General features: G+C 64.0%; 20 protein-coding genes. 16 read left to right on the forward strand and 4 right to left on the reverse strand.

All coding sequences use genetic code 11. The annotated features are described in order from the left end of the window. Positions 1-150: 150 nt before the first annotated feature. Positions 151-1,176 carry a hypothetical protein gene (locus tag AC6H0R_RS07520; RefSeq protein WP_497580738.1) on the reverse strand — a complete coding sequence of 342 codons (1,026 nt, stop codon included), beginning with the start codon at positions 1,174-1,176 and terminating at the stop codon, positions 151-153. Between the two features lie 528 nt (positions 1,177-1,704). Here AC6H0R_RS07520 and AC6H0R_RS07525 point away from each other — a divergent pair. From AC6H0R_RS07525 to AC6H0R_RS07545, 5 genes are all read left to right on the forward strand, one after another. Further along, a complete protein-coding gene (locus tag AC6H0R_RS07525) occupies positions 1,705-1,980 on the forward strand; it encodes a BON domain-containing protein (RefSeq protein WP_497580739.1) in 276 nt (91 codons plus the stop codon). 76 nt (positions 1,981-2,056) lie between these two features. Beyond that, entirely contained in the window at positions 2,057-3,940 is a 1,884-nt protein-coding gene (locus tag AC6H0R_RS07530; RefSeq protein ID WP_497580740.1) for a secretin GspD/PilQ domain-containing protein, read from the forward strand. Between the two features lie 421 nt (positions 3,941-4,361). Beyond that, complete coding sequence (locus AC6H0R_RS07535; protein WP_497580741.1) at positions 4,362-4,949, forward strand: exopolysaccharide biosynthesis protein; 588 nt, start codon at positions 4,362-4,364, stop codon at positions 4,947-4,949. Positions 4,950-5,222: 273 nt separating this feature from the next. After that, positions 5,223-5,909, forward strand: coding sequence for an extensin-like domain-containing protein (locus AC6H0R_RS07540; protein WP_497580742.1), 687 nt, complete (start codon positions 5,223-5,225; stop codon positions 5,907-5,909). A gap of 366 nt (positions 5,910-6,275) precedes the next feature. After that, a complete protein-coding gene (locus AC6H0R_RS07545) occupies positions 6,276-6,863 on the forward strand; it encodes a mechanosensitive ion channel domain-containing protein (RefSeq protein ID WP_497580743.1) in 588 nt (195 codons plus the stop codon). Positions 6,864-6,907: 44 nt separating this feature from the next. Here AC6H0R_RS07545 and AC6H0R_RS07550 read toward each other — a convergent pair whose 3' ends face one another. Genes AC6H0R_RS07550 through AC6H0R_RS07560 form a run of 3 tightly spaced genes read right to left on the reverse strand, consistent with a single transcriptional unit; the run spans position 6,908 to position 11,532 of the window. Next, positions 6,908-9,418 carry a branched-chain amino acid ABC transporter ATP-binding protein/permease gene (locus tag AC6H0R_RS07550; protein ID WP_497580744.1) on the reverse strand — a complete coding sequence of 837 codons (2,511 nt, stop codon included), beginning with the start codon at positions 9,416-9,418 and terminating at the stop codon, positions 6,908-6,910. Continuing rightward, positions 9,415-10,290, reverse strand: coding sequence for a branched-chain amino acid ABC transporter permease (locus tag AC6H0R_RS07555; RefSeq protein WP_497580745.1), 876 nt, complete (start codon positions 10,288-10,290; stop codon positions 9,415-9,417). Before AC6H0R_RS07555 ends, AC6H0R_RS07550 begins: the two co-directional genes overlap by 4 nt. A gap of 60 nt (positions 10,291-10,350) precedes the next feature. Beyond that, entirely contained in the window at positions 10,351-11,532 is a 1,182-nt protein-coding gene (locus AC6H0R_RS07560; protein ID WP_497580746.1) for an ABC transporter substrate-binding protein, read from the reverse strand. A 294-nt stretch (positions 11,533-11,826) separates the two neighbouring features. Here AC6H0R_RS07560 and AC6H0R_RS07565 point away from each other — a divergent pair, with 294 nt between their 5' ends. The 11 genes from AC6H0R_RS07565 to AC6H0R_RS07615 all read left to right on the forward strand — a co-directional run bounded on the left by AC6H0R_RS07565 (position 11,827) and on the right by AC6H0R_RS07615 (position 21,518). Then, entirely contained in the window at positions 11,827-12,177 is a 351-nt protein-coding gene (locus AC6H0R_RS07565; RefSeq protein ID WP_497580747.1) for a nuclear transport factor 2-like protein, read from the forward strand. 10 nt (positions 12,178-12,187) lie between these two features. Further along, positions 12,188-13,132: a polysaccharide deacetylase family protein gene (locus tag AC6H0R_RS07570; protein WP_497580748.1), complete on the forward strand. Its 945-nt coding sequence runs from the start codon at positions 12,188-12,190 to the stop codon at positions 13,130-13,132. 50 nt (positions 13,133-13,182) lie between these two features. After that, positions 13,183-13,950: a GntR family transcriptional regulator gene (locus AC6H0R_RS07575; RefSeq protein WP_497580749.1), complete on the forward strand. Its 768-nt coding sequence runs from the start codon at positions 13,183-13,185 to the stop codon at positions 13,948-13,950. Positions 13,951-14,073: 123 nt separating this feature from the next. Further along, complete coding sequence (locus AC6H0R_RS07580) at positions 14,074-14,478, forward strand: hypothetical protein (RefSeq protein WP_497580750.1); 405 nt, start codon at positions 14,074-14,076, stop codon at positions 14,476-14,478. Positions 14,479-14,497: 19 nt separating this feature from the next. Beyond that, on the forward strand, positions 14,498-14,893 hold the full coding sequence (locus AC6H0R_RS07585; protein ID WP_497580751.1) for a hypothetical protein: 396 nt from the start codon (positions 14,498-14,500) through the stop codon (positions 14,891-14,893). A gap of 199 nt (positions 14,894-15,092) precedes the next feature. Then, the gene (locus AC6H0R_RS07590) at positions 15,093-17,069 is read left to right on the forward strand and encodes a TonB-dependent receptor domain-containing protein (RefSeq protein ID WP_497580752.1); all 1,977 of its coding nucleotides are present in this window, start codon (positions 15,093-15,095) and stop codon (positions 17,067-17,069) included. 116 nt (positions 17,070-17,185) lie between these two features. Continuing rightward, positions 17,186-17,479, forward strand: coding sequence for a DUF3649 domain-containing protein (locus AC6H0R_RS07595; RefSeq protein WP_497580753.1), 294 nt, complete (start codon positions 17,186-17,188; stop codon positions 17,477-17,479). Beyond that, positions 17,476-19,146 carry a PepSY-associated TM helix domain-containing protein gene (locus AC6H0R_RS07600; RefSeq protein WP_497580754.1) on the forward strand — a complete coding sequence of 557 codons (1,671 nt, stop codon included), beginning with the start codon at positions 17,476-17,478 and terminating at the stop codon, positions 19,144-19,146. The genes AC6H0R_RS07595 and AC6H0R_RS07600 overlap by 4 nt, the downstream gene beginning before the upstream one ends. Then, entirely contained in the window at positions 19,143-19,484 is a 342-nt protein-coding gene (locus AC6H0R_RS07605; protein ID WP_497580755.1) for a DUF3325 domain-containing protein, read from the forward strand. Before AC6H0R_RS07600 ends, AC6H0R_RS07605 begins: the two co-directional genes overlap by 4 nt. Positions 19,485-19,518: 34 nt before the next feature. Continuing rightward, on the forward strand, positions 19,519-20,208 hold the full coding sequence (locus AC6H0R_RS07610) for a response regulator transcription factor (RefSeq protein WP_497580756.1): 690 nt from the start codon (positions 19,519-19,521) through the stop codon (positions 20,206-20,208). Then, on the forward strand, positions 20,205-21,518 hold the full coding sequence (locus AC6H0R_RS07615; protein ID WP_497580757.1) for a sensor histidine kinase: 1,314 nt from the start codon (positions 20,205-20,207) through the stop codon (positions 21,516-21,518). Before AC6H0R_RS07610 ends, AC6H0R_RS07615 begins: the two co-directional genes overlap by 4 nt. Positions 21,519-21,521 lie beyond the last annotated feature (3 nt).

Consider the following 21,521-nt stretch of genomic DNA (forward strand, 5'->3'; position numbering starts at 1 on the left):
GAGGGGCGGTTAATCATGCCGAATTTCTCTACTTTTGAACGGCACGGAATCCTGGGGCAGGGCCAACATTACCCCGGACTCCAAAGCTGGGCGCTACTGAAGACGGGGGACGTCGGTTTCTGACCGAAATCCCCCGGACGAGAGTTGCTCTTACTTAAGCGTCTTTAGCAGTTCGATCATCTGCTGGTTGGCGCCGATCATTGAGGCCACTTTGTCTTTGATTTTGTTCATCAACTGGACCCTGGCGCTATCCTTCATCTGTTCGAGCTCGTAAAGGTACCCGAAGGGAGCCTCCATAGTAATTTCTGGGAACGCATGCCCTTTGTTTATTCCGTTGTATTTGACCTTGACACAATTTCGAATTGTCACTTTGGACGAACTCACATCGACGACATCCAGGTACAGCCATGCATCGACTTCCTTCCCATAGATAACCTGGAATCGGAACCCTTCGCAATTGGTCGCCTGACCGTTCCTCATTTCGCGAATCTTCTTGATGATGTTCAAGGGCGTCGGATTATTGTCGCTCCATTTGATCCAGCTTTGGTATTCGAATGTCTCGTCGGGATGGACGCCGCTTGAAATCGTCTTTGCGAGATCAGGTTTGTACACGAGACTCATGCCGCCGCCAAAGGTCCGCTCGCGACCGTGGAAATCATGCTTCTGGCTCTTAGCTCTCTTCACAAGGACCACGCCGTCTTTCTTGATCGCCTGGTACTTGTCATAACGGTGCTTGAGCTCAGCCGCCGCCTTGACAAGCCTACAGAACTTGTCATGAGCAGCGTTGAACTTGCCCTGATCGACTTTCACTCCTTTGGCGACGAGCTGTTCATAGACCACATGACTGGCGCACATGTCGCTGGCGTAGCCAATCATCTGGGATGCGCTCTTATTGTTATAGGTCATCCTCGTCCACGTTGCGTCCGCATTGCCATCCTTTTCTGGACCAAGGGTGGGGGAGGCTAGTGAATAGGTATTTCCGATCTTCAAGCCGTTAAAACTACTCAGCAAGCTGTCGACTTCGCTCATCGCGCCAGCGGAGATGTAACTGTCAACTTTAGCCTGCAAAGTTCCCAGATCTGTGGATGGCGACGCCGTCTGGCCGAAAGCGTGAAAAGGGGCAAAGCTAAGTAATCCAAATACCAGAACAACATGAATCTGAAAGAGTGAGCGCATGCATCCTCCTATGGGTAATAATAAATTTACGTTGAGCAGGTCATATTTTTATATATGAAGTTAGACTGGGAGAATAGTCCAATGCTTTTCATCACTCCCCGATCTCATGAATAGCCAATTCCGGAAAGCCGGAAAGTTAATGCACTTGGCATGCCATCTCATGAGTGCAGCGAGATGTAAAGCACTTATGAGGCCGTCAGCAATTCACTTCCCGACGCAAACGCAGGCCTAGTCTATCTGCGCCGAAGGCTGATTATCACAGTGTTGGAGAAGCACCACATATGCAGCTTCGGCCGGTCAAAAGATAGGGGTCCGCTGTAAGTCGTCCCGCTGGCGATCAAGCTGCTTATGCCACAATAAGGACGGATACGGTTTGTTCGCACAGAATCTGCAAGCTTTTCCTTGTGCGCTTAAGTGGACGGTCATGCCGCAAAACGGAGAAGGCGGCGCACTGAAGCGCCGCTGCATTCCTTCGTGTACTCCTAGAGAGTTTCAATGATTATGCGAGAAAGCGTCATCGCAGTTGGCATGGTTTTTTTCGTGCTGACCGCTACCGGTTGTGCCATCACGTCCGGCCCGGAGGCCGCCAGCGCCACTATCGTCGAGGACAAAGCCATCACTTCGGCGATCAAGGCTCGTCATGCCGAGCGCGCCTTGACCGGCATCTCGGTCGAGACGCTGTATGGCGTTGTGCTCCTGTCCGGAGTCGCCAAGAGCCCACAGGAAAAACTTGCGGCCCAGAACCTCGCGGGGCAAGTGGCTGGTGTCAGGGCCGTACACAACGAGGTCCTTGTCAGCCCCTGATCTCGCCGGCCAGCAAGCTGGCTGACCGTGCCGCTTGCCAGAACCACGACGTCCCCTCTTCCACAGGATGATCCGAATGAAAGTACTCACTCACTCCCTGCGTCGATGCGGGGTCGCGGCAGCCATGGCGCTGGTGTTCTGTACCCTGCCCAGCGCATGGGCAGACGAGGCCTCCAGGTCCTTCGCGCAGATGGTGGAGAATGTCGCGCTGATCCCCGCCGGTACTCACGACTCGGAGATGCTGGCCAAGGTCACGGCAGCCGTCGGTTTCATCAAACGCATGGACCTGCCCCGGGCCCAGTCGGCGGTCAACGAAGCGCTGCAGCTCGATCCGCGCAACTCGCATCTTCATTTCCTCAATGGTTTCGTCTACCACCTGCAGGCGCGTCAGGGTGACACGCAGAAAGGGGAACTGGCGGTAGAGGGCTACCAGCAGGCGCTGCGCATCGACCGGAGCAACTGGATCGCTCAGGAGTTTCTGGCCCTGGCCTACATGGACCTCAAGCGGTTCGACAGCGCCAAGCTGGCGTTCTCCGAGGTGCTGTTGCTGACGCCGGACAGCGCGCGCTCAATCTACGGCCTGATGGTGGCCTCCTACTTGACGGGCGACGCGAAGACGGCCTGTGCCATGGCCGATGAGTTCCTGAAGGTGTCGGCCAGACCCGACCCGGGGTTCATGCGCTCGAGTATTTCGGTGTACGCGTCCTGCGGGCAGTTTGCCCGGGCCGACTGGGTGCGCGCCGCGCTGGTCCAGCATCAGGGTGACGGAGTCGAGGTCGAGCGCATTGATCGACGCCTGGCTCAGTGGAAGGCTTATTACAGCGACCAGAAGCAAGCCAGCGCGCTCAAGACAAGCCTGAACCCAGTGCCGGGCAATGCGCGTCCCATGATGTTTGCGCAGGCCGACGACGGCTCGGAGGATTTCGATGCGTCCGCGTTGGCAGGAGAGGACAACACGGCCAACACGGCCGGGATGCCTTCGGCCGAAGCCGTCGACGCCGGCCCGCAGATGCTGCTGGTGGACGTGGTGCTGCTCTCGACCCAGGAATTGATGGCGACTTCCAAGGGCGTCAACCTGCTCAGCGCCCTGACGTTGCAGCTCGGCTCGTTGTCGGCCAACCTTCCGGCCTACTCCCGCGTCACTGAACGCTTACCGGGAGCGGCTTCGACCACGACCATCACCCGCGCCGTGACCATCCCGGCATTGTCGTACTCGCTCAACATCGCCAACGCCAACAGCTCGCTCAACGAAGTGCTGGCACGCCCGACCCTCGCCGCCATTGAAGGCCAGCCCTCCGAGTTTTTTTCGGGTACCAACCTGAGTGCGGGCGTGGTCTCGACCAGCGAGCAGGGTGGCACCACCATCGTGCCACTGGAGAAACGCTTCGGCATCAAGCTTGCCGTGACCCCCACCTTCCTGCCGCAGGGTCGGGTGCAGCTCCAGGTGGAAGCTCAGCGCACCGCCTTGAATGCCAGCTCGGACAACCCGCGGGTGGCTTACCAGATCGAGATCGGAGAGACCACGGCGAACGCCAATGTGGTCATGAACCTCGGCGAGACGCTGGTACTCAGCGGCTTGAGTGAAAAGTCCTTTTCAAGCACCCGCGACGGCGTACCGGGTTTGCAGGACGTGCCGGGGCTACAGTATCTGTTCTCGAACAAGCGGACCAATGAGCTGCAGCGCTCGGTGCTCATTCTCGTCACTCCCAGGTCGCCCATGATGATCTCAGAAGCCACCGTGGGCGAAGCCGAGCCCATGGCTGTGCGCATGAAGCAGCTGCGCGAGCGGTTTGGCTTCGCTGACAGCACGCCCCCAAATCTCGACGCCGTCATGACGCAGTTGCAGGCCAACGATTTTTTCAGGGAGTTCCGTCAGGGCGATGTGTCCATGGAGCGCTGGGACCGCATGCGCACCACCGCCGACCGGCTGAAGGACGCACTGGGGTTTCTCTATTATTGAGAGTTCAAGCGCAGGCGCAGGTCACTTGAAGATAGTCGAACGGATCGAGCTTGTACGCACGGGCCGCTTGCGACGTGTAGTGCGGCACGCTGCCCTCGTCGCGTCGCTCCATCTTCTCAAGAGTTGGAGTCCTCTCAAAACTCAGAGCGACTCAGTTTTACTAGCAGGCAAGCATGGGGATCTAAAAAGTTTAGGTTCGTGTAGACCGCACCGGCAGCAGGCAACTGTCGGGTTCTCGACTGTATTTGCGTTTCGTCGGGAGACTTGATCCGCAGCGGCGCGCAGTTTTCAACTTCGCATCGGTGGAGGGGCGGCCCGATCAGTACGGAGTCTAGCGCGAGCGTTGTCCGACAGTTTCCAACTTTTTTTGGCCAGAACAGATGTCACCAAAGGTAGCCTGCGCGATTCGAGGGAGTCTTCGATGAGCGGGCCGTTGCAAAATCTTGCCCAGTTGATTGATCGAATCAGCGAGCTGGCTCGTGACAACGAGCGGGTTTCGGTCGCAATGGTTGTCGAGTCGATCGGAAGTCGGTCTTTTGGGCCGATGTTGATGCTCATCGGCATGACCTTGTTTTCGCCGCTGAGCGGTGTGCCCGGCATGTCGTTTTTTATGGCCGCGTTTGTCTTGCTTGTTGCGGGGCAGATGTTGATGGGGCGAAACCATTTCTGGTTGCCGCATTTCATTCTTGACCGTTCGGTCGAGCGCTCCAAACTGCAGAAGGCGTTGAGCTGGCTTGAGAAGCCGGCGCGAGGCATCGACAAGCTGCTCAAGCCGCGGCTGACCATTCTGGTGAAGAGGGGTGGCAGTTACGCCATTGCCGGCTTATGCGTGGCGGTCGGGCTGTGTATGCCCTTTCTGGAATTGGTGCCATTTACTTCGTCAGCGGCCGGGTTGGCGCTCTTGGCGCTTGGGGTTGCCCTGGTGGTGCGCGATGGGTTGCTGGTGCTGTTTGCGCTTGCCGTATTTGGTGCGACCTTCACGTTTCTTGGTACGAAGGTGCTTGGATAGGATTCAAGCTGTTCTGGAGTCTTCGCGCGGCAAGCCCCCGACTTGCCAGCCCTTCCGGCTCTTTTTCCCGATCATTCCTGTGCTGCACCTTTTTCTGAGCATCTGCTGCCGGATCGCGAGGAGGAGGTTGAAAGCTTGAACTTGCGAAGGGGACATGTCTCGAACCGGTTCTTCCGTTCGAGACATGATCGTGATGCCCTTTCTCTGCCGGTCCCAGATATTTCTGCTTCCTGACCACCCAGATCCGGTTCCGACCTTGCCGGGCGACGCACGGTGAAAGTCCTCACCGGACTGCTCATTGCGCTGGCTCTGCTGGTATGGAGCCATGGTGAGCACTGGCAGTTGCCCGGCCGTCACAACCCCTGGGCGCCGCTGGTGATTGACGAGACGCCCGGCTGGCTGACGCGACTCAAACTGTCGCGGCTCGCCGAGGCGCCGGATCGCTGTCAGGCGGTGCTGGCCACGGCCGAGATGCGCTATGAGGCGCTAACGGACCGCGCGAGCGGGCCTGGCTGTGGCCTCAGTAATGCGGTGCACGTCAGCCGCACGCAGGTGCACATCGGTGCGCCGTTCTCGCTGACTTGCAGCGCTGCCGTGTCGCTGGCGCTGTGGGAGCAGCACGTGCTCATGCCCGAAGCCCGACGCTTGCTGGGTTCGCCGGTGGAGAGGCTCGAGCATTACGGGAGTTATGCCTGTCGCAACGTTTATGGACGTGAGGAGGGGCGGCGCAGCCAGCATGCGACCGCCAACGCACTCGACATTGCAGGGTTTGTGCTGGCCGACGGGCGACGCATCACGGTGGCGCGCGACTGGTCTGACGAAGACGCCGAAGCAGAGTTTCTGCGCACCATTCACGAGGGCGCCTGCCGCTTCTTCAATGGCGTGATGGGGCCCGAGTACAACCTTGCACATGCCGACCATCTGCATCTGGACCGCGGGCCCTACCGTATCTGCCGCTGAGTCGCGGATGATGAAAATGGAATGCGCTCCCGTCTTCTACTTGCGGCCCTTGAGTGACTCAGAGCCACTGAAGGCGGCGATGCCGTACCGTCAATTTCCCGAGAGAGAGTCGATGGATTCGATGGAGTCGATTGCCGTCATGTACGACAAGCTGACGTATGCCGCTTGAGCGCGTAGCCAGGTCGTTTCCGATTGGATTGGCGGGGCTCTAGCAATCGCGTGCTCGACACCGGCTTTGAGCTGGAACTTGCCGCATTGAGTTTTCGGGCGAGGCGCTACTGATGGCCGCAGGCAGGTCGCGCGCGCCCGGTGCTAGAGTCACGGCGTGCGAATCCTTCGCATGCCCAGTCAGGACCGCAAGCACGCATGAAACTCTATCTGCCGGAAGCATTCCATCCCTGGATCGAATCCATCACCCTCGGCCTGCAGGTCGTCGGCATCGTGCTCGGCGCATGGGTGTTGAGCATGTTGATGCGTCGTCTGGTGCGCCGCATCGGTCAGCACTACAAGCTGCCGTCCGAGCTGCTGATCGTGGCGAGGCGGTTGTTCGGTTTTGTCATCTATTCGGTTGCGCTTTTGCTGCTGCTCGACCGCTTCGGGGTGTCGGGCACCGTGTTGTGGACGGCGTTCACGGGTTTTGCGGCGGTGGCGGCGGTGGCTTTCTTTGCGGCTTGGAGCGTGTTGTCGAACATCTTCTGCACCCTGCTCATCCTCACCACGCGACCGTTCCGCCTGTACGACCACATCGAGTTGCTGGAGAACGGTGAGAAGCCCGGCCTCAAGGGCAAGGTGGTGGATATCAACCTGATCCACACCACGCTGCAGGAGAAGCTGCCGGACGGCAGCGACACCGTGCTGCAGATTCCGAACAGTCTGTTCTTCCAGCGCGCGGTGCGGCGCTGGCGTGGCGAGCCGGTGGCGCCGGACACCAACGAGGACGAATCGCGCATCTAGTCGGGGACGACGTGGGGCGCGCAACCGTGCCCCCGCCGTCCCCGTCAGCCGTGCCCGCCCAGGTAAGCCTCGGCCAGCGCGCCGTTGCCGGCGATCTCCGAAGCTGTGCCGCTGGCGACCACACGGCCACCTTCGAGTACGTAGGCGCGGTCGGCCAGCGCCAGCGCGAGTGAGGCCATCTGGTCGACCAGCAGGATGGTCATGTTCTCGCGGCGCAGGCGGTCGAGGGCTTCGAACAGGTCTTCGATGACCTTGGGCGCGAGGCCCAGCGAGGGTTCATCGAGCAGCAGCACTTCGGGTTTGGCCATCAGGCCGCGTGCGATGGCGAGCATCTGCTGCTCACCGCCGGACAGCAGGCCGGCACGCTGGTGGGCGCGTTCGCGCAGGCGCGGGAAGCGGTCGAGCATTTCCTCCACGCGCGCCTCGCGTCCTTCGGGACAGCGGAAGGCTCCCAGCCGGATGTTGTCGAGCACCGACAGTTCGGGGAACACCTGCCGGCCTTCGGGCACCAGGATTAGGCCGCGCTGCACCACGCGCTCGGCGTTGAAACTCACCAGTTCATTGCCGTCGAGGTGGATTCCGCCGGACACCGGGCGGTGCAGGCCGGCCAGGGCGCGCATCAGCGTCGACTTGCCGGCGCCGTTTGCGCCGAGCAGCGCTACCAGCTCGCCACGGCGGACCTGAATATCAACGCCGTGCAGTACCGGCGCGGCGCCGTAGCCGGTGGTCAGCGCGTTGATGCCCAGGCGCTCGTCGGTGCCGTCGGTATCGCTCTGGCGGGGTTCGCTGCGCGCAGCAAAGCCGGCGCCTTCACCCAGATAGGCCTGGCGCACGGCCGGGTTGGCCTGCACTTCGGCCGGGGTGCCTTCGGCCAGCGGCTGGCCGGCGTCGATGACCACGATGTGATCCGAGATGCCCATCACCAGCGGCATGTCGTGTTCCACCACCAGCACGCCGATGCCGGCCTGCGCGATGCGGGTGAGCAGGGTGGCGAGCAGGGCCTTGTCTTCGCGCGACAGGCCCGCGGCCGGTTCATCAAGCAGCAGCACGTCCGGGTCGGTGGCGAGTGCGCGGGCGATCTCGACCAGACGGCGGTCGACGTGCGGCAGGTCTGCCGCCGGGGTGTCCGGGGCGCCGCGGTAGCCGCAGTAGTCGAGCAGCGCCCGTGCACGGGCGCGCGCATCCGGTCGGTTGTGGCTTGCGCCGAGGAAGCCGCCGAGATGGCCGCCGGTGATCGCCAGCGCGACGTTGTCGAGCACGCCGAGCGAGCCGAACAGCAGCGAGGTCTGGTAGGTGCGGGCCACGCCCGAGCGCGCCACACGCCAGGCCGGCGCGCCGTTGAGCAGGCCGTCCTTTAGGCGGACCTCGCCCTCGGTGGGGCGGTAGAAGCCCGTGAGCATGTTGATGACGGTCGATTTGCCTGCGCCGTTGGGGCCGATCAGGCTGGTCAGCACGCCGGGGCGCACGGTCAGGCTGATGCCGGACGCTGCGCGCAGGCCACCGAACACCATGGTCAGGCTGTCGGCCTGCAGCGGTGCGCGTTCGCGCTGGCCGAGGCCGGCCGTGTCGCGCGGCGAGTCGTCGCTGGCGGCGGTGACCGTGTGCGGGCGCAAGCGCTGCCACAGCTGCCGGGCCATGCCGACGGCGCCGGTGGGGGCAACCCACAACACCACCAGCAACAGGCCGCCGAAGAACAACAAGCGGTATTCCTCAAGGCTGGACAGGAATTCGGGCAGCAGGCCGACCACGATGGCGCCGATGACCGGGCCGATGACGGTGCCCGAGCCGCCGATCATCACGGCCAGCACGAACAGGATCGACATCGAGAAGTTGAAGGTGTGCGGCGTGACGAAGCCTGACAGCGGCGAGAACAGTCCGCCGGCCAGCCCGGCCAGCGCGGCCGAGAACACGAAGGCGGCGGTCTTTACCATGACCGGGTTGATGCCGACCGATTCGGCGGCAATCTCGTTGTCGCGCACCGCGCGCATGGCCGCACCCCAGGTGCCGCGCGAGATCAGCGCGGATACCCACATCAGCAGGCCGACCATGACGATGGCGATGACTGCCACGGCGCGTTCGCCGTCGGCAAAGCCGAGTGACGGCGAGCCGATGCCCATGATGCCGTTTTGCCCGCCGGTGAAGTCGCGTAGTTCGACGATGGAATGTTCGACGATGAAGCCGAAGGCAATCGTCAGCATCGCCAGATACGGGCCCTTCACTCGCAGGGCCGGCATTGCCACGAGCCCCCCGACCACTGCGGCGACCAGCGCGCCAAGCGGCCACGCCAGCCAGAAGCTCCAGCCCGAGGCGCTGGTCAGGATGGCCACGGTGTAGGCGCCCAGCGCGTAGAAGCCGACATGGCCGAAGGAGATCTGGCCCGACAGGCCGAGCAACACGTTGAGCCCGATGCCGACAATGGCCAGCAGCGCCACGGTGGCCAGTACGAAGACGTAATAGCCATTCACCGTCAGCGCCAGATACACACCGAAAGCCAGCAGTGCGAGCACTGCGGCAAGCGCGGCCGGCGAACCCGGTAGCAGTGCGCGTGCCTTCATACCTTCCTCACCTGGGCGCGGCCGAACAGGCCGTTGGGTCGGATGGCAAGGACCACGATGACCAGCCCGAACAGGATGATGTAGGTGAAGCTCGACCCCAGCGTGGAGGTGATCAGTGCCTCACCGATGCCGAACAGCAGGCCGGCGATCATGACACCCCAGGCGCTGGTGATGCCGCCCAGAATCGCCACCGCAAAGGCCTTCAGGCCGAACAGCGTGCCCATGTCGGAATGCACGTTGAAGAGCGGCGCAATCAGGATGCCGGCAATACCCGCCAGCAGCGTGGACAGCGCGAAGGCCACCGCAATGGTGCGGCGGATCGGAATGCCCATCAGGCGGGCCGCGTCGCGGTTCTGCGTCACCGCCAGCATGGCGGTGCCCCAGCGCGTGCGGCGTGAAATGAAGTGCAGCAGGGCGGCCAGCGCCAGCCCGATGATCGGGATCAGCACCTGCAGCGGATACACGCCCAGGCCGCTGCCGCCGACTTCCAGCGGTGTCATGGCCAGCGGCGAAGCCAAGCTGCGCGGCTCCTTGCCGAAGGTGAACATCACCAGGTTGTCGAGCACGATACCCAGCGCCACGGTGGCCATCAGCCAGGCATCCGACCCGCGGCTTGCGAACGGCCGCACCGCGACGAACTCCACCACCAGGCCGTACAGCGCACACAGCACCAGCGCCAGCACGATGGCCGACAGCATGGGCCAGCCGAAGGTCTGTGCGAAGGTGAAGGTGAGCACCGCGCCGAGCATCATCGAGCTGCCCTGGGCGAAGTTGACGGTGCCGGACACCGCATAGGTCAGATAAAAGCCGAGCGCCATCAGACCGTACATGCTGCCAAGTCCGATGCCGCTGATCAGGGCCGCCGTGAGCATGGCGTTCTCCGAAAAACAGGTGAAGCCCGGCGCACGTGGCGCCGGGCGAGGGGGTGGAGCTTATTGCTCCATGCCGACCGGCAGGATGCGGTTGTCGATGAACTGTGCCCAGACGTAGTCGTCCTTGGTGATGGCGTCATGCACGCCGGGCTTGAACGGCATCTCGTAGGTCTTGATCAGGCCTTCGTGCTTGTCGATCTTGTAGAAGGCCTGGCGGATCGCGTCACCGTCGGTGGAGCCGGCAATGGCGATGGCGCGCGCGGTGAGGTGCATGGCGTCGTAGGCGTTGGCCACGCCAACCGCCGGCGTGATGTTCTCCGGGCCTTTCACGTCGGAGTACTTGGCTTTCATCGCCGCGATCACGCGCTCACCCACCGGCGACTGCTTGCCGAAGAAGCTGTAGGTCTGCACGAAGTGCACGTTCTTGGCGCTCGGGCCTGCGAGCTCGGTGAAGCGGCCGCCGGCCGGGCCCCAGTGCGAGGCGATGGGCACCTTCCAGCCCATGCGGTCGAGCGACTTCACGACCTGCGCCGAGGGGCCGACGTTGCCGACCATGAACAGCGCGTCGGCGCCGGCGTCGCGCAGGCGGGTGAGTTGCGGCACGACGTCCACATCGTTGCTCTCGAACTTCTCGACGCCAACCGGCTGCATGCCCTTGGCTTCAAGCGCTGCACGCAGGCCCTTCTCGTTCGATTCGCCCCACGGGTTGTTGATCAGGATCATGCCGAACTTGCTCGCGCCGAAGGTCTTCTGCGCGTAGTCGAGCATGGCCTGGTCGACGATCTCATCCACCGCCGAGACGCGGAATACGAAGTTGGGGTCGGCGCCGTTCTTGGTGATCGGCGTGCCGGCCGCCCAGGCGCCGATGAAGGGAACCTTCTGTTCGTTGGCGAGCGGCACGATGGCCAGCGACACCGGCGTATCCAGCCCGCCGAACATCACGGCCACCTTCTGGCGGTAGATCAGCTCGCGGGCTGCGATCACGCCTTTGGCCGGGTTGGATTCGTCGTCACGGCGCACCAGTTCGAGCTTGCGTCCGCCGAGCAGGCCGCCGGCGGCGTTGATTTCGTCGATGGCGATGCTGATGCCACGCGTGATGGCTTCGCCGGACAGCGCGGACTGGCCGGACAGGGCGGCCACGAGGCCGATCTGGATCGGCTCGGCGGCGTGGGCGGCGGGCAGCATGCCGAGGCTGGCTGCCACGGCGGTTGCGGCGATAAAGCTACGTCGGGTGAATTTCATGATCGCTTCGCTCCTTGCAGTTGGGGGACAACGGGCTCTGCGTTTCTTGCAAGCGGCGTGCCAGCCGCTTGGCCGGGCTGCCGATTCAGTGTCAACACTGCTAAATTAAAGGTGTCTACACATTGGCGCGTTCCTTGCATCAGCGTGTAGCGTATCCTAGCCAGGCCAAAAGCGGCACCACAACAGTGCATAACCGAGGAAATCGCCATGAATAATGCACCACTAACGATCATTGCGGATACAGATTACGCAAAAGAGATGGTTGAAATTGTCGACACTTATCTGCGAACGATCATGATTCCGGACCCCGTCGGGGCACGCGCCTTCGTTTCTCCCGACATGCGCATCCGCTTCACCGGCGGCCGCGAGATGAAGGATCCGACCGAGTGCACGGCCTTCAACAAGGGGCGCTACACCAAGGTGCAGAAGAAGTACGAGCGCTATGAGGTGGTCGCCGGTGCGAGCCCGGAGGAAGCCATCGTGTATTCGCTCGGCACCTTGTTCGGTGAATGGCCTGACGGCACGCCCTTCGAAGGCAACCGCTATGTCGACCGCTACGTGCTGCGCGACGGCAAGATCGTGCAGATGGACGTCTGGAACGACAGCGCGGAATGGATCCTGACGCGCGCCGGCATCCAGGCCTGAGGGGCGTCAGATGAGCAAGCAGCATGTTCTGGCCCCGGTGCCGGGGCACGGGCGATTCCCTTACCGTGCCATTGGCGACCGGCCGCAGTACGACTGGCCGGGTGGTGCGCGGCTGGCCGTGTACCTCGGCTTCAACATCGAGCACTTCGCTTTCGGCGAGGGCATGGGCGCCAAGATCGGCCCGGCCATGCCCGAGCCCGATGTGCTCAATTACGCCTGGCGCGAGTACGGCAACCGGGTCGGCGCGTGGCGCTGTCTGGAGCAGTTCGACACGCTCGGCCTGCCTACTGCGACCATCCTCAATACGGCGCTGTACGACCACTGCCCGGAACTGGTGGCGGCCTTTGCCGCGCGCGGGGACGAACTGGTCGGCCACGGCCACACCAATGCCGAGCGGCAGGGAGATTTCGACGAGGCGCGTGAGCGGGCCTTGCTCGCCGCCTGCCGTGAACGCATCGCGGGCGAGAGCGGTTGTGCGCCCGAGGGCTGGCTGTCGCCGTGGATTTCGGAGAGCCGCGTCACGCCCGACCTGCTTGCCGAGACCGGCTACCGCTACACCCTCAACTGGTGCCACGACGACCAGCCGGTGCGCATGGCCACCCGCGACGGCGGATCGATCTGGTCGATTCCCTACCCGCAGGAGCTCAACGACATCCCGATGCTGGTGGCACGTCAGATGGAGGCGCCGGCTTTCTTCGACATGGTGCTCGACAACCTCGACGAGATGCTCGACCAGTCCCGCGCACAACCGCTGGTAATGGGAATCGCGCTGCATCCCTATCTTGTCGGCCAGCCGCACCGCCTGCGCCACATGCGTCGCGCGCTCGAACGTCTGGCGGCGTTGCGAGATGCCGGCCGTATCTGGATGACCACGCCCGGTGCGATCTGCGGGCACGTCGACGCCCTCGGCATCGAGGCGGACGTTCAGACGCAAGCCGAGACCCGGCCGGATTGATAAGATTCGGGGCTTGTCGTATGCCTTCTACATCATCACCGCGACCGACCATGCCACGCACGCCACGTCTTCCCGCTGTAAAACCGACCGCCGCGCCCCGCCGCGCGGTGGCGCGCGCCGCCACTTCGACCAGTTCGCGCGGCAAGGGCGAAGTCGAGCGGCGTATCTACGGTTCCATCTTCGACGCGGTGATGGACCGCCGTCTGGTGCCCGGCACGCGGCTGCCCGAGGCCGCGCTGGCCAAGCTCTACAAGGTCAGCCGCGCGGTGGTGCGCAAGGTCTTGCAGGCATTGGCCAACGACCATGTCGTGAGCCTGCGTCCCAATCAGAGTGCGGTCGTGGCAGTGCCCACGCCGGATGAGATCCGCGCCGTGTTCGAGGCCCGCCGCGCCGTCGAGGCCGCGCTCGTGGCACTAGCCGCCGAACGCGCCAGCGCGGCCGACATCGCCCGTCTGCGCACCCATCTGCGCAGCGAGCACGAGGCCATGCATCGCTTCGACCAACCCGCCTGGGCCCGACTGGCGAGTTCCTTTCATCGCCAGGTCGCGACGCTGGCCCGCAATCCCGTGCTCGAGGGCTACCTGAGCGAGCTGCTGTCGCGTTGCGCGCTGGTGGTGTCGCTGTACGAGCCGCCCGGCAACGCCAGTTGCGAGCACGACGAGCACGAACACATTGTCGATTGCATCGAACGTGGTGACGCCCCTGCCGCCATCGCGCTGATGCACGAGCACCTTGAAGCGCTCGAACGCAGCATCTGCTTTGACCGCCGTGAAGAGGCCCCGACGCTGGCCAGCCTGCTCGGGCTCAACGAGGCCTGAGCGTCCGGCCTTGCTCTGCCGTGCAAGCGAGCGTATGTTTTCAAGTACTTGACCCGGAACGTTTCAGTCCTTGCCGGGTGACACGGGGCCGAGGCATGCACCCCGATACGGGAGGTCATCAAGATGGAAGGCGTGAATCCGACGAGCAGTCCTGCGACGCTGCTCACCAACGATCGCACGACGCAGACCCGCAACCCGGACGAGCAGAATCCGCTCACCCCGCCGGCTCCGCCGCCGCAGGAAGCGCCGCGTGTGAACGAAGGTCCGAGCACCATCACCAGCATCAGCCCGCAGGCGCAGCAACTCGCGCAGCAGGAACAGAACGCGGCCAACGACCCAGGCAACCGGCCGCAGGAGAATCCGGCGAACAACGCCAGCCCGCCGCCGCGCAATGACGCCGCGCCGCCGGAGCGGGGCGATGATCCGGCGGCCAACCCGCCGGCCGAGCCGTCGAATGGCGCTGCCGCGTCCGGCCAGAACGGCCGTGCCTTCGACGATCAGTCGCCGAACAGTTTCCTGAGAAACTGAGGCCCCCGGGGCGCAGGCCATGATTTCGAACACTGCGGGGCCCACTTCGGCGGCGTTTGCGCAGTTGCAGCGCCAGCAGGCCGAGCGCAGCGCCGAGCAGGCCGAGCAACGCGCCCGGAGCCTGCAGGCCGAAACCCGCCAGGCCAACGCCGAGGCCGACCGCGCGCAGGAGCGCGCACGCACCCTCGAAGTCAAAACCGATCAAGCCACCGAAGAAGCCGGCCGCGCGCGCAGCGGCTTGGCGGCAAGTAGTGCTCTGCAGCAGGTCGATGTGCAGATCGGCGAATTGCGTGAGCAAATCAACCCTTCACCGGCTGTCGCGCCCGCGACACCCGTTGCTGACATGCCGGCCCCGCGGCCGGTGGTCAACGCCCAAGGCGAGGTCACCGGTACGGTGATCAACGTTTCGGTCTGACAGGCGGTTACCTAGCCGCCTGCCCCCTGTTCTCCCCGGTACTGCAGATCCTATAAATGTGATCGTCACGTCAGCTTCCGATCAGGAAGCTGCAACAAAATGATTATGATTCGCATTTATAGGATAATCCGGCGTGACCCGCGCGGATCCGCCGGCTGAGCCGGCGTGACGTCACGCCGCAGTCGATCAGGGAGTTTCCATGGATTTGTTCCACACCACGCGCTGCCATCAGGCAGTCGCGGTGGCATTGTTCGCACTTGCGTCAGGTGCGGTTGGCGCTCAGCAGGTCGGGGTGGCCGAGCAACAGTTGTCGGAAGTCGTCGTGACGGCCTCCGGTTTCGAGCAGGCCGTTGCCGATGCGCCGGCCACGATCACCGTCATCACTTCCGAGCAGCTGGAGGGCAAGTACTACCGCGACATCACGGATGCGTTGCAGGACATCCCCGGCGTGAGCATCGAAGGCGGCGCTGGCGGCAAGATCGAGAGCACCTCGGTCAACATCCGCGGTTTGAACGAGAACTACGTGCTCTTCCTGGTCGATGGCAAGCCGCTGGGTGCGTCTTCCGAAGCCTATTACAACGGCTTCGGCGGTGGCGCCCAGGTGGGCTGGCTGCCACCGGTGTCGGCCATCGAACGTATCGAGGTTGTGCGCGGACCGATGTCGTCGCTGTACGGGTCGAGCGCATTGGGTGGCGTCATCAACGTCATCACCAAGAAAGTCGCAGACCGTTGGGGCGGCAGCGTCACGCTGGATACCGTGATCCAGGAAGACAGCGACGCGGGCGCGGCTCATCAGGGGCGCTTCTACCTCAATGGCCCGCTGATCGACGACAAGCTCGCGCTGGTGCTGTACGGCTCGAAGTACAAGCGCAATGAAGACGATTTCACCGGCGGCTATGCACGCAAGGTGCGTGAGGACCTGACCGGCAAGCTGCGCTGGAAGATCAGCGAGCGTCAGAGTCTGGAGTTCGAGACCGGTGTTGCCGAACACGACAACGACCGCACGGCCAGAACCGGTGCGCCCGGCGACATGGCCAACGAGCGTCGCCACTACAGCGTGATGCACGACATCGCGTGGAGTGCTCGCGTGAACACCAAGTCCTTCGTGCTGCGCGAAGAGGTCGACATCGAGAACAGCACCAACTTCTCGGCCTATCGCGCCACCACGGCCAACAGCAAGACCGTGATCGGCCTGGATCGCCAGATGATCACCATTGGCGCGGAGTACAAGGAAGAGGAGGTGGATCATGACGCCGACCGCTTCCCGGGTTCGACCTCGCTCAAGCTGTCACGCTGGCAGACCGCGCTCTTCGTCGAGGACGAGTATTACCTGACCGATGACTTGGCTATCACCGGCGGCCTGCGCTTTGACCGCAACCAGCGTTTCGGCAGCGAAACCACGCCGCGCCTGTACGCGGTCTATCACGTCAATCCGAAGCTGGTGGTGAAGGGTGGCGTGAGCGGTGGCTACAAGACCCCGACGCTGAAGCAGACCGACGACAACATCGTCGAGAACGCCGCGCGCGGTGCGGCGTGGGACGTCGGCAACCCCAACCTCAAGCCGGAACGCAGCACCAACTACGAGATCGGCATGAACTGGACCGATCCGAAGCGCTTCAACGCCGGTGTGACCTTCTACAAGACCAACTTCGAGGACAAGATCGACCGCACGCTGATCTGCGAGAGCTCAACGTCGACGGCGCAGGAATGCGAGGGGCCGGATGGCACCTTCCGTAACCGCATCAACCAGTACACCAACGTTGACGAAGCTGACCTGAAGGGCATGGAAGTGTCTTTCAGCATGCCTTTTGGGCATGGCGCACGCTTTAACGCCAACTACACCTGGTCGGACAGCGAGATCACCAGTGGCCCCGACAAGGGGCAGCCACTCAACAACCTGCCCAAGCACATGATCAATCTGGGCGTGGATTGGCAGGTGACGGATCGCAGCGACGTGTGGGCCAAGGCGCGCTACAAGAGCAAGACGCTTGAGGACGGCACCTCACAGCTGCCCGCCTACACCCTGGTGGACATCGGTGGATCCTACCGCATCCAGAAGAACCTGAAGGTCTTCGCCGGGCTGTACAACCTGTTCGACAAGGACGTGACGACCGAGGACTACGGCAAGACGCTGGACGGACGCCGCCTCTACGTCGGCGTGACGGCCGACTTCTGATCGGCACCGGGCCGGGCGCCGTCATCACTGGCGCCCGTCTGCAAACCACTGGCTCGTACATCGTGACCACTACTACCGCTTCTTCCCCCGGAACGGGCGTCCGCAGGGACGCCCCGTTGCCTTGGCGTTATCGCTTCGCAGTGCTGTCGCGCGCAATGGCCGCGATCTTCGGCGGCTATGCGCTGGCCGCCGCTGTCGCTGCGGCAGTCGGCCTGCTGCTGGTCGACGCCGGCACGCCGCGCGTGCATGCCGTGATGAGCGGCACGCTGCTGTCCTTCATTGCACACGCCTGTGCTGCCCTGTGGGCCTTCGGGTGCGCCAGCGCGCGTCGCGCCTGGCTTGGCATCGCCCTTCCCACTGCATTGCTGGCGCTGCTGGCGTGGCGCATTGCACCGGAGATCTTCCGATGAGACCCGACGGCAAGCCCGAAACCGTACGCCGCTCGATGTCGTGGCTGCACACCTGGAGCGGTCTGCTGCTTGGCTGGCTGCTGTATGCGGTGTTCTTCACCGGCACGCTGAGCTACTTCCTGGACGAGATCAACGTCTGGATGAAGCCCGAAACCCACCGTTCCGTGCCCGGGCCGGAGATGGTCGGCAACACCCTGCGCACGCTGGAACGCATTGCGCCGCATTCGGACAGCTGGAACCTCACCCTGCCGGGTGAGCGCCAGACCACCGTAAGCGCTTCCTGGCGCAAGCCGGTGGCACCCGGCGAAGAGGCGCCGCAGGGGCGTGCGGCGTTTGAACGGGCCGAGTTCGACGCCACCACCGGCGAGCGCATCGACACGCGCGACACTGCCGGCGCCAACTTCCTGTATCGCTTCCACTTCGAGTTGCACGGCATCGACCGAACGTGGGGGCGCTGGATCGTCGGCATTGCCACCATGTTCATGTTCGTGGCCATCCTCAGCGGCGTCATCACGCACAAGAAGATCTTTGCCGACTTCTTCACCTTCCGTGCCGGCAAGGGCGCGCGTTCGTGGCTCGATGCGCACAACGCCACGGCGGTGCTGGCTTTGCCGTTTCATGTCGTCATCACTTTCAGCGGCTTGCTGCTGTTGATGACCCTGTTGATGCCCTGGGGTGTGCAGGCGGTGTATGACGGTGACACGCGCGCTTACTTCAGCGAGCGCCGAGGGCAGGGCGGAGGTGGAGGCGGCGCACGAGCCGCCGAGCCCGCTGTGGATGCGGCGCAGGTGCCGCTGGCCGATGTGGCGCCGATGCTGGCCGCCGCACAGGTGCGCTGGCCCGAGCGCGGTGTGGGCAGCGTGAGCGTGAGCGCCCCGGGTACGTCGCGCGCGATGGTGGAGTTGCGCGAGCGCGGCGGGCGCAGCCTGGCCGATCGCGGCGCGAGCGAGCGCATGCGCTTTGACGGCGTTTCCGGTGAGCTCAAATCGGTCTCCGACCCCGCGCCGGAGGTGCCGGTGGTGACACAGGCCTACAACGTGATGACCGCCGCGCATCTGGGGCGCTTTGCCGATCCGGTGGTGCGCTGGCTGTTGTTCCTGTCCGGCGTACTTGGCACCGTGATGGCGGCCACCGGTCTGGTGCTGTGGGTGGTCAAGCGTCAGGCCGACCGCAAGCGCCTGGGGCGCACGCCGTTCAGCCACCGGCTGGTGGAGGTGCTCAACGTTGCCAGTATCGGCGGCCTCTCGGTGGCAACTGCGGCGCTGTTCTGGTTCAACCGCACGCTGCCGCTGGATATGGCCGGGCGTTCCGACTGGGAGATCCGCGGATTTTTCGCAGTGTGGGCGGTGATGTCATTGCATGCCCTGCTACGTCCGCATCGTCGTGCCTGGATCGAGCAATTGCTGCTCGCGACGTCGCTGTTCGCGCTGTTGCCCCTGCTCAACGCGCTGACCGGTGGCGTGCCGCTGAGCTGGAGCCTGGTGCATGGGCAGTGGCCCGTCGCTGGTTTTGATGTGGCGGCCTTGTTGCTGGCGGCTGTGCATGGCGTGGCAGCCTGGCGGATGTTGCGTGCTGCCGATGACCGCAAGCTTGCGCGGCGCACGGCTGGCGTTGCGCCTGCCGCGGATGTGGAGGCCGTCATCGATCAGGCGGTGTCGCCATCATGAGCAGCGTGTTGCTTGCGTACTGCCTGGGTTTGCTCGGATTCGCGGGGCTGGCGCTGGGCATGGAACGCCATCAGGACAGCTTGTCGGCTGTACCCGTGCGTGCGGCATGGGTGCGTTTGGGGCAGCTTGCCGGCACGGCCCTGCTTGTCGTGGCCCTGTGGGTCTGCATCGTGCGCTGGTGGCCGTCGGTCGGTGTGGCCGTCTGGCTGGGCGTGCTGAGCCTGTCCGCGCTGACGCTGGGGGTGGGTTTCACCTACGTCTCACGTCGGGCGGTCGGCGGATTGCTGGGGGCGGCGGTTCTGGCTGCGGCGATGCTGTGGTTGGCGGGGGGCGCATGAAACGTCGGCACTCCCGCATGCATGGGCAAGGATCATGAAGGTGCTGGTCGTAGAGGATCACCATGAATTGCGCAGTCTGCTGGAGCATCACCTCCGGCAGGCGGGCTTTGCCGTGGATGCCGTCGGCACGGGCCGTCAGGCCCTGACGGCTGTGCGCCTGCACCACTATGATCTGGCCCTGCTCGATCTGGGTCTGCCCGATATCGACGGCATGGAGGTGTTGCGGGCCATCACGGCGCGCCCGGGCCCGCGGCTGCCGTGCATTGCGTTGACTGCCCGCGATGCGCTCGAAAGTCGCGTCGCCGGCCTCAATGCCGGCGCCGATGACTACGTGCTGAAGCCCTTTGAGATGAGCGAGCTGTCGGCGCGCCTGCGCGCCGTGCTGCGCCGCGCAGGCGGTAGTGGCAGCACCGTGCTGACGCTCGGTAACGTGGCCTACGACCCGGTCTTCATGCAGATCGGCATTGCCGGCGAAACCCTCGATCTGCCTCGCCGTGAGGCGATGCTGATGGAGGAGCTGATGCGTGCCGCTCCCCGCATCGCCGTCAAGGACCGACTCGAACAGGCCATCTACGACAGTCATGAGTCGACCTCGCTGAACGCCGTCGAGGCACTGGTCTCGCGCCTGCGCAAGAAACTGCAGCAACTGCATGCCGATGTGCGCATCGATACCGTGCGCGGTGTCGGATATCGTCTTGTCACGCTCTCCGGGACGTGCCTGTGAAGGCCTTCAGTCTGCGTCGTCGTGTGCTGCTGTCGATGTGCGTGGTGATTGCCGTATGCATGGTCGGCATGAGCCTCTATCTGCATGGTTCGCGCGATGTCGTGCGGCGCGGGCTGGTGTTCATCCAGGCGCCCGAGATCGTGGCCGACTTTCTGGCCACGGGGGACGTCGCCCGGCTCCCTGCGCACTACGCCGGCGGCGATGTGTCCTATACGCTGTACTCCGCAGCCGGCGACGTGTTGTGGATATCGCCTGATCGCACTCGCCCGCTGCGCCTGCGCGACGATTCGCTCGAAGAGCTGGCGCGGCGCTTCTGGTATCGCAATGACATCGGGCATGTCATCAGCGTGCCTGTGCGGCTCGAGGACGGTCGCACCCTGATGGTGGCGCGGCGCGACCGCAAGGAGCGCGCCGCCATCGAAAGTCTGCTCGAGGCCCGGCTGCAGCACAGCCTGCTGTTGCTGCTGCCGGTGCTGGCGCTGTTCGGTGGTCTGGTATGGGCGCTGATGGCCTGGACTCTCGCACCGGTGCGTCGCGCGGCAAGACTGGCCGAGCAGATCGGCCCGGAGCGCGCCGAGTCGATTCGCGAAGAGACCCTGCCGGGCGAAATCCGTCCGCTGGCGCGTGCGCTCAATCAGGCCGTGCTGCGCTTGCGCAAGGCGCTCGAAACCGAGCGCCAGATCCTGGCGGATGGCGCGCATGAGCTGCGCACACCGGTGACCGTGGTCGACCTGCGCCTGCAGCAGTTCGAGCAGGACGGGCACATCGACTGGCCGGTGCTGCGCAAGGACCTGCAGCACCTTCGCCGCGTCACCGAGCAGGTGCTGTTGCTGGCGCGGCAGGACCACGCTGCGCTGACATCGGCGGCCGGCTCCTGTCGCATCGCGACCCTGGTGCGCGAGGTGGTGGCCGACCTCTACCCATTGTTCGAAAGCGCCGGTCGCGCCTTGCGCATCGAGCCGGGTGCCGAAGCCCTGCGGGTGCTCGGGCAGCATGCCCTGCTGCGTGAAGTTGTGGCGAACGTGCTGGGGAACGCCTTGGCCCACGGCGCGGGCGATGTGAGCGTGCGCTGGTTGAGTGCGGCCGATGATCGTGTCTGGCTTGAAGTCGAGGATCAGGGCGTCGGCGTGTCGCTGGCGCGCCAGGACGAGTACTTCGTGCGCTTCCGCAAGGGCCGCGCGGATTCGTTCGGCGCCGGCCTTGGGCTGGCCATCGTGCAGCGCGTCCTGCGTAATCTGGGTGGTGAGGCACGCTTCGTGTCGCAGTCTCCGTGTGTTCTGCGCCTCGAGTTCGTGAGCGCCACCGGCTGAAGG

Source organism: Pseudazoarcus sp. NS36 (genome assembly GCF_059703705.1).

Excerpts from the sequence above, each read along its gene's own strand:
- AC6H0R_RS07525 (WP_497580739.1), top strand. The coding sequence starts at position 1,705 with ATGGTTTTTTTCGTGCTGACCGCTACCGGTTGTGCCATCACGTCCGGC.
- AC6H0R_RS07565 (WP_497580747.1), top strand. The coding sequence starts at position 11,827 with ATGATTCCGGACCCCGTCGGGGCACGCGCCTTCGTTTCTCCCGACATG.
- AC6H0R_RS07570 (WP_497580748.1), top strand. The coding sequence starts at position 12,188 with ATGAGCAAGCAGCATGTTCTGGCCCCGGTGCCGGGGCACGGGCGATTC.
- AC6H0R_RS07545 (WP_497580743.1), top strand. The coding sequence starts at position 6,276 with ATGAAACTCTATCTGCCGGAAGCATTCCATCCCTGGATCGAATCCATC.
- AC6H0R_RS07580 (WP_497580750.1), top strand. The coding sequence starts at position 14,074 with ATGGAAGGCGTGAATCCGACGAGCAGTCCTGCGACGCTGCTCACCAAC.
- AC6H0R_RS07535 (WP_497580741.1), top strand. The coding sequence starts at position 4,362 with ATGAGCGGGCCGTTGCAAAATCTTGCCCAGTTGATTGATCGAATCAGC.
- AC6H0R_RS07555 (WP_497580745.1), bottom strand. The coding sequence starts at position 10,290 with ATGCTCACGGCGGCCCTGATCAGCGGCATCGGACTTGGCAGCATGTAC.
- AC6H0R_RS07520 (WP_497580738.1), bottom strand. The coding sequence starts at position 1,176 with ATGCGCTCACTCTTTCAGATTCATGTTGTTCTGGTATTTGGATTACTT.
- AC6H0R_RS07575 (WP_497580749.1), top strand. The coding sequence starts at position 13,183 with ATGCCACGCACGCCACGTCTTCCCGCTGTAAAACCGACCGCCGCGCCC.
- AC6H0R_RS07610 (WP_497580756.1), top strand. The coding sequence starts at position 19,519 with ATGAAGGTGCTGGTCGTAGAGGATCACCATGAATTGCGCAGTCTGCTG.
- AC6H0R_RS07605 (WP_497580755.1), top strand. The coding sequence starts at position 19,143 with ATGAGCAGCGTGTTGCTTGCGTACTGCCTGGGTTTGCTCGGATTCGCG.
- AC6H0R_RS07590 (WP_497580752.1), top strand. The coding sequence starts at position 15,093 with ATGGATTTGTTCCACACCACGCGCTGCCATCAGGCAGTCGCGGTGGCA.
- AC6H0R_RS07600 (WP_497580754.1), top strand. The coding sequence starts at position 17,476 with ATGAGACCCGACGGCAAGCCCGAAACCGTACGCCGCTCGATGTCGTGG.
- AC6H0R_RS07550 (WP_497580744.1), bottom strand. The coding sequence starts at position 9,418 with ATGAAGGCACGCGCACTGCTACCGGGTTCGCCGGCCGCGCTTGCCGCA.
- AC6H0R_RS07530 (WP_497580740.1), top strand. The coding sequence starts at position 2,057 with ATGAAAGTACTCACTCACTCCCTGCGTCGATGCGGGGTCGCGGCAGCC.
- AC6H0R_RS07560 (WP_497580746.1), bottom strand. The coding sequence starts at position 11,532 with ATGAAATTCACCCGACGTAGCTTTATCGCCGCAACCGCCGTGGCAGCC.
- AC6H0R_RS07585 (WP_497580751.1), top strand. The coding sequence starts at position 14,498 with ATGATTTCGAACACTGCGGGGCCCACTTCGGCGGCGTTTGCGCAGTTG.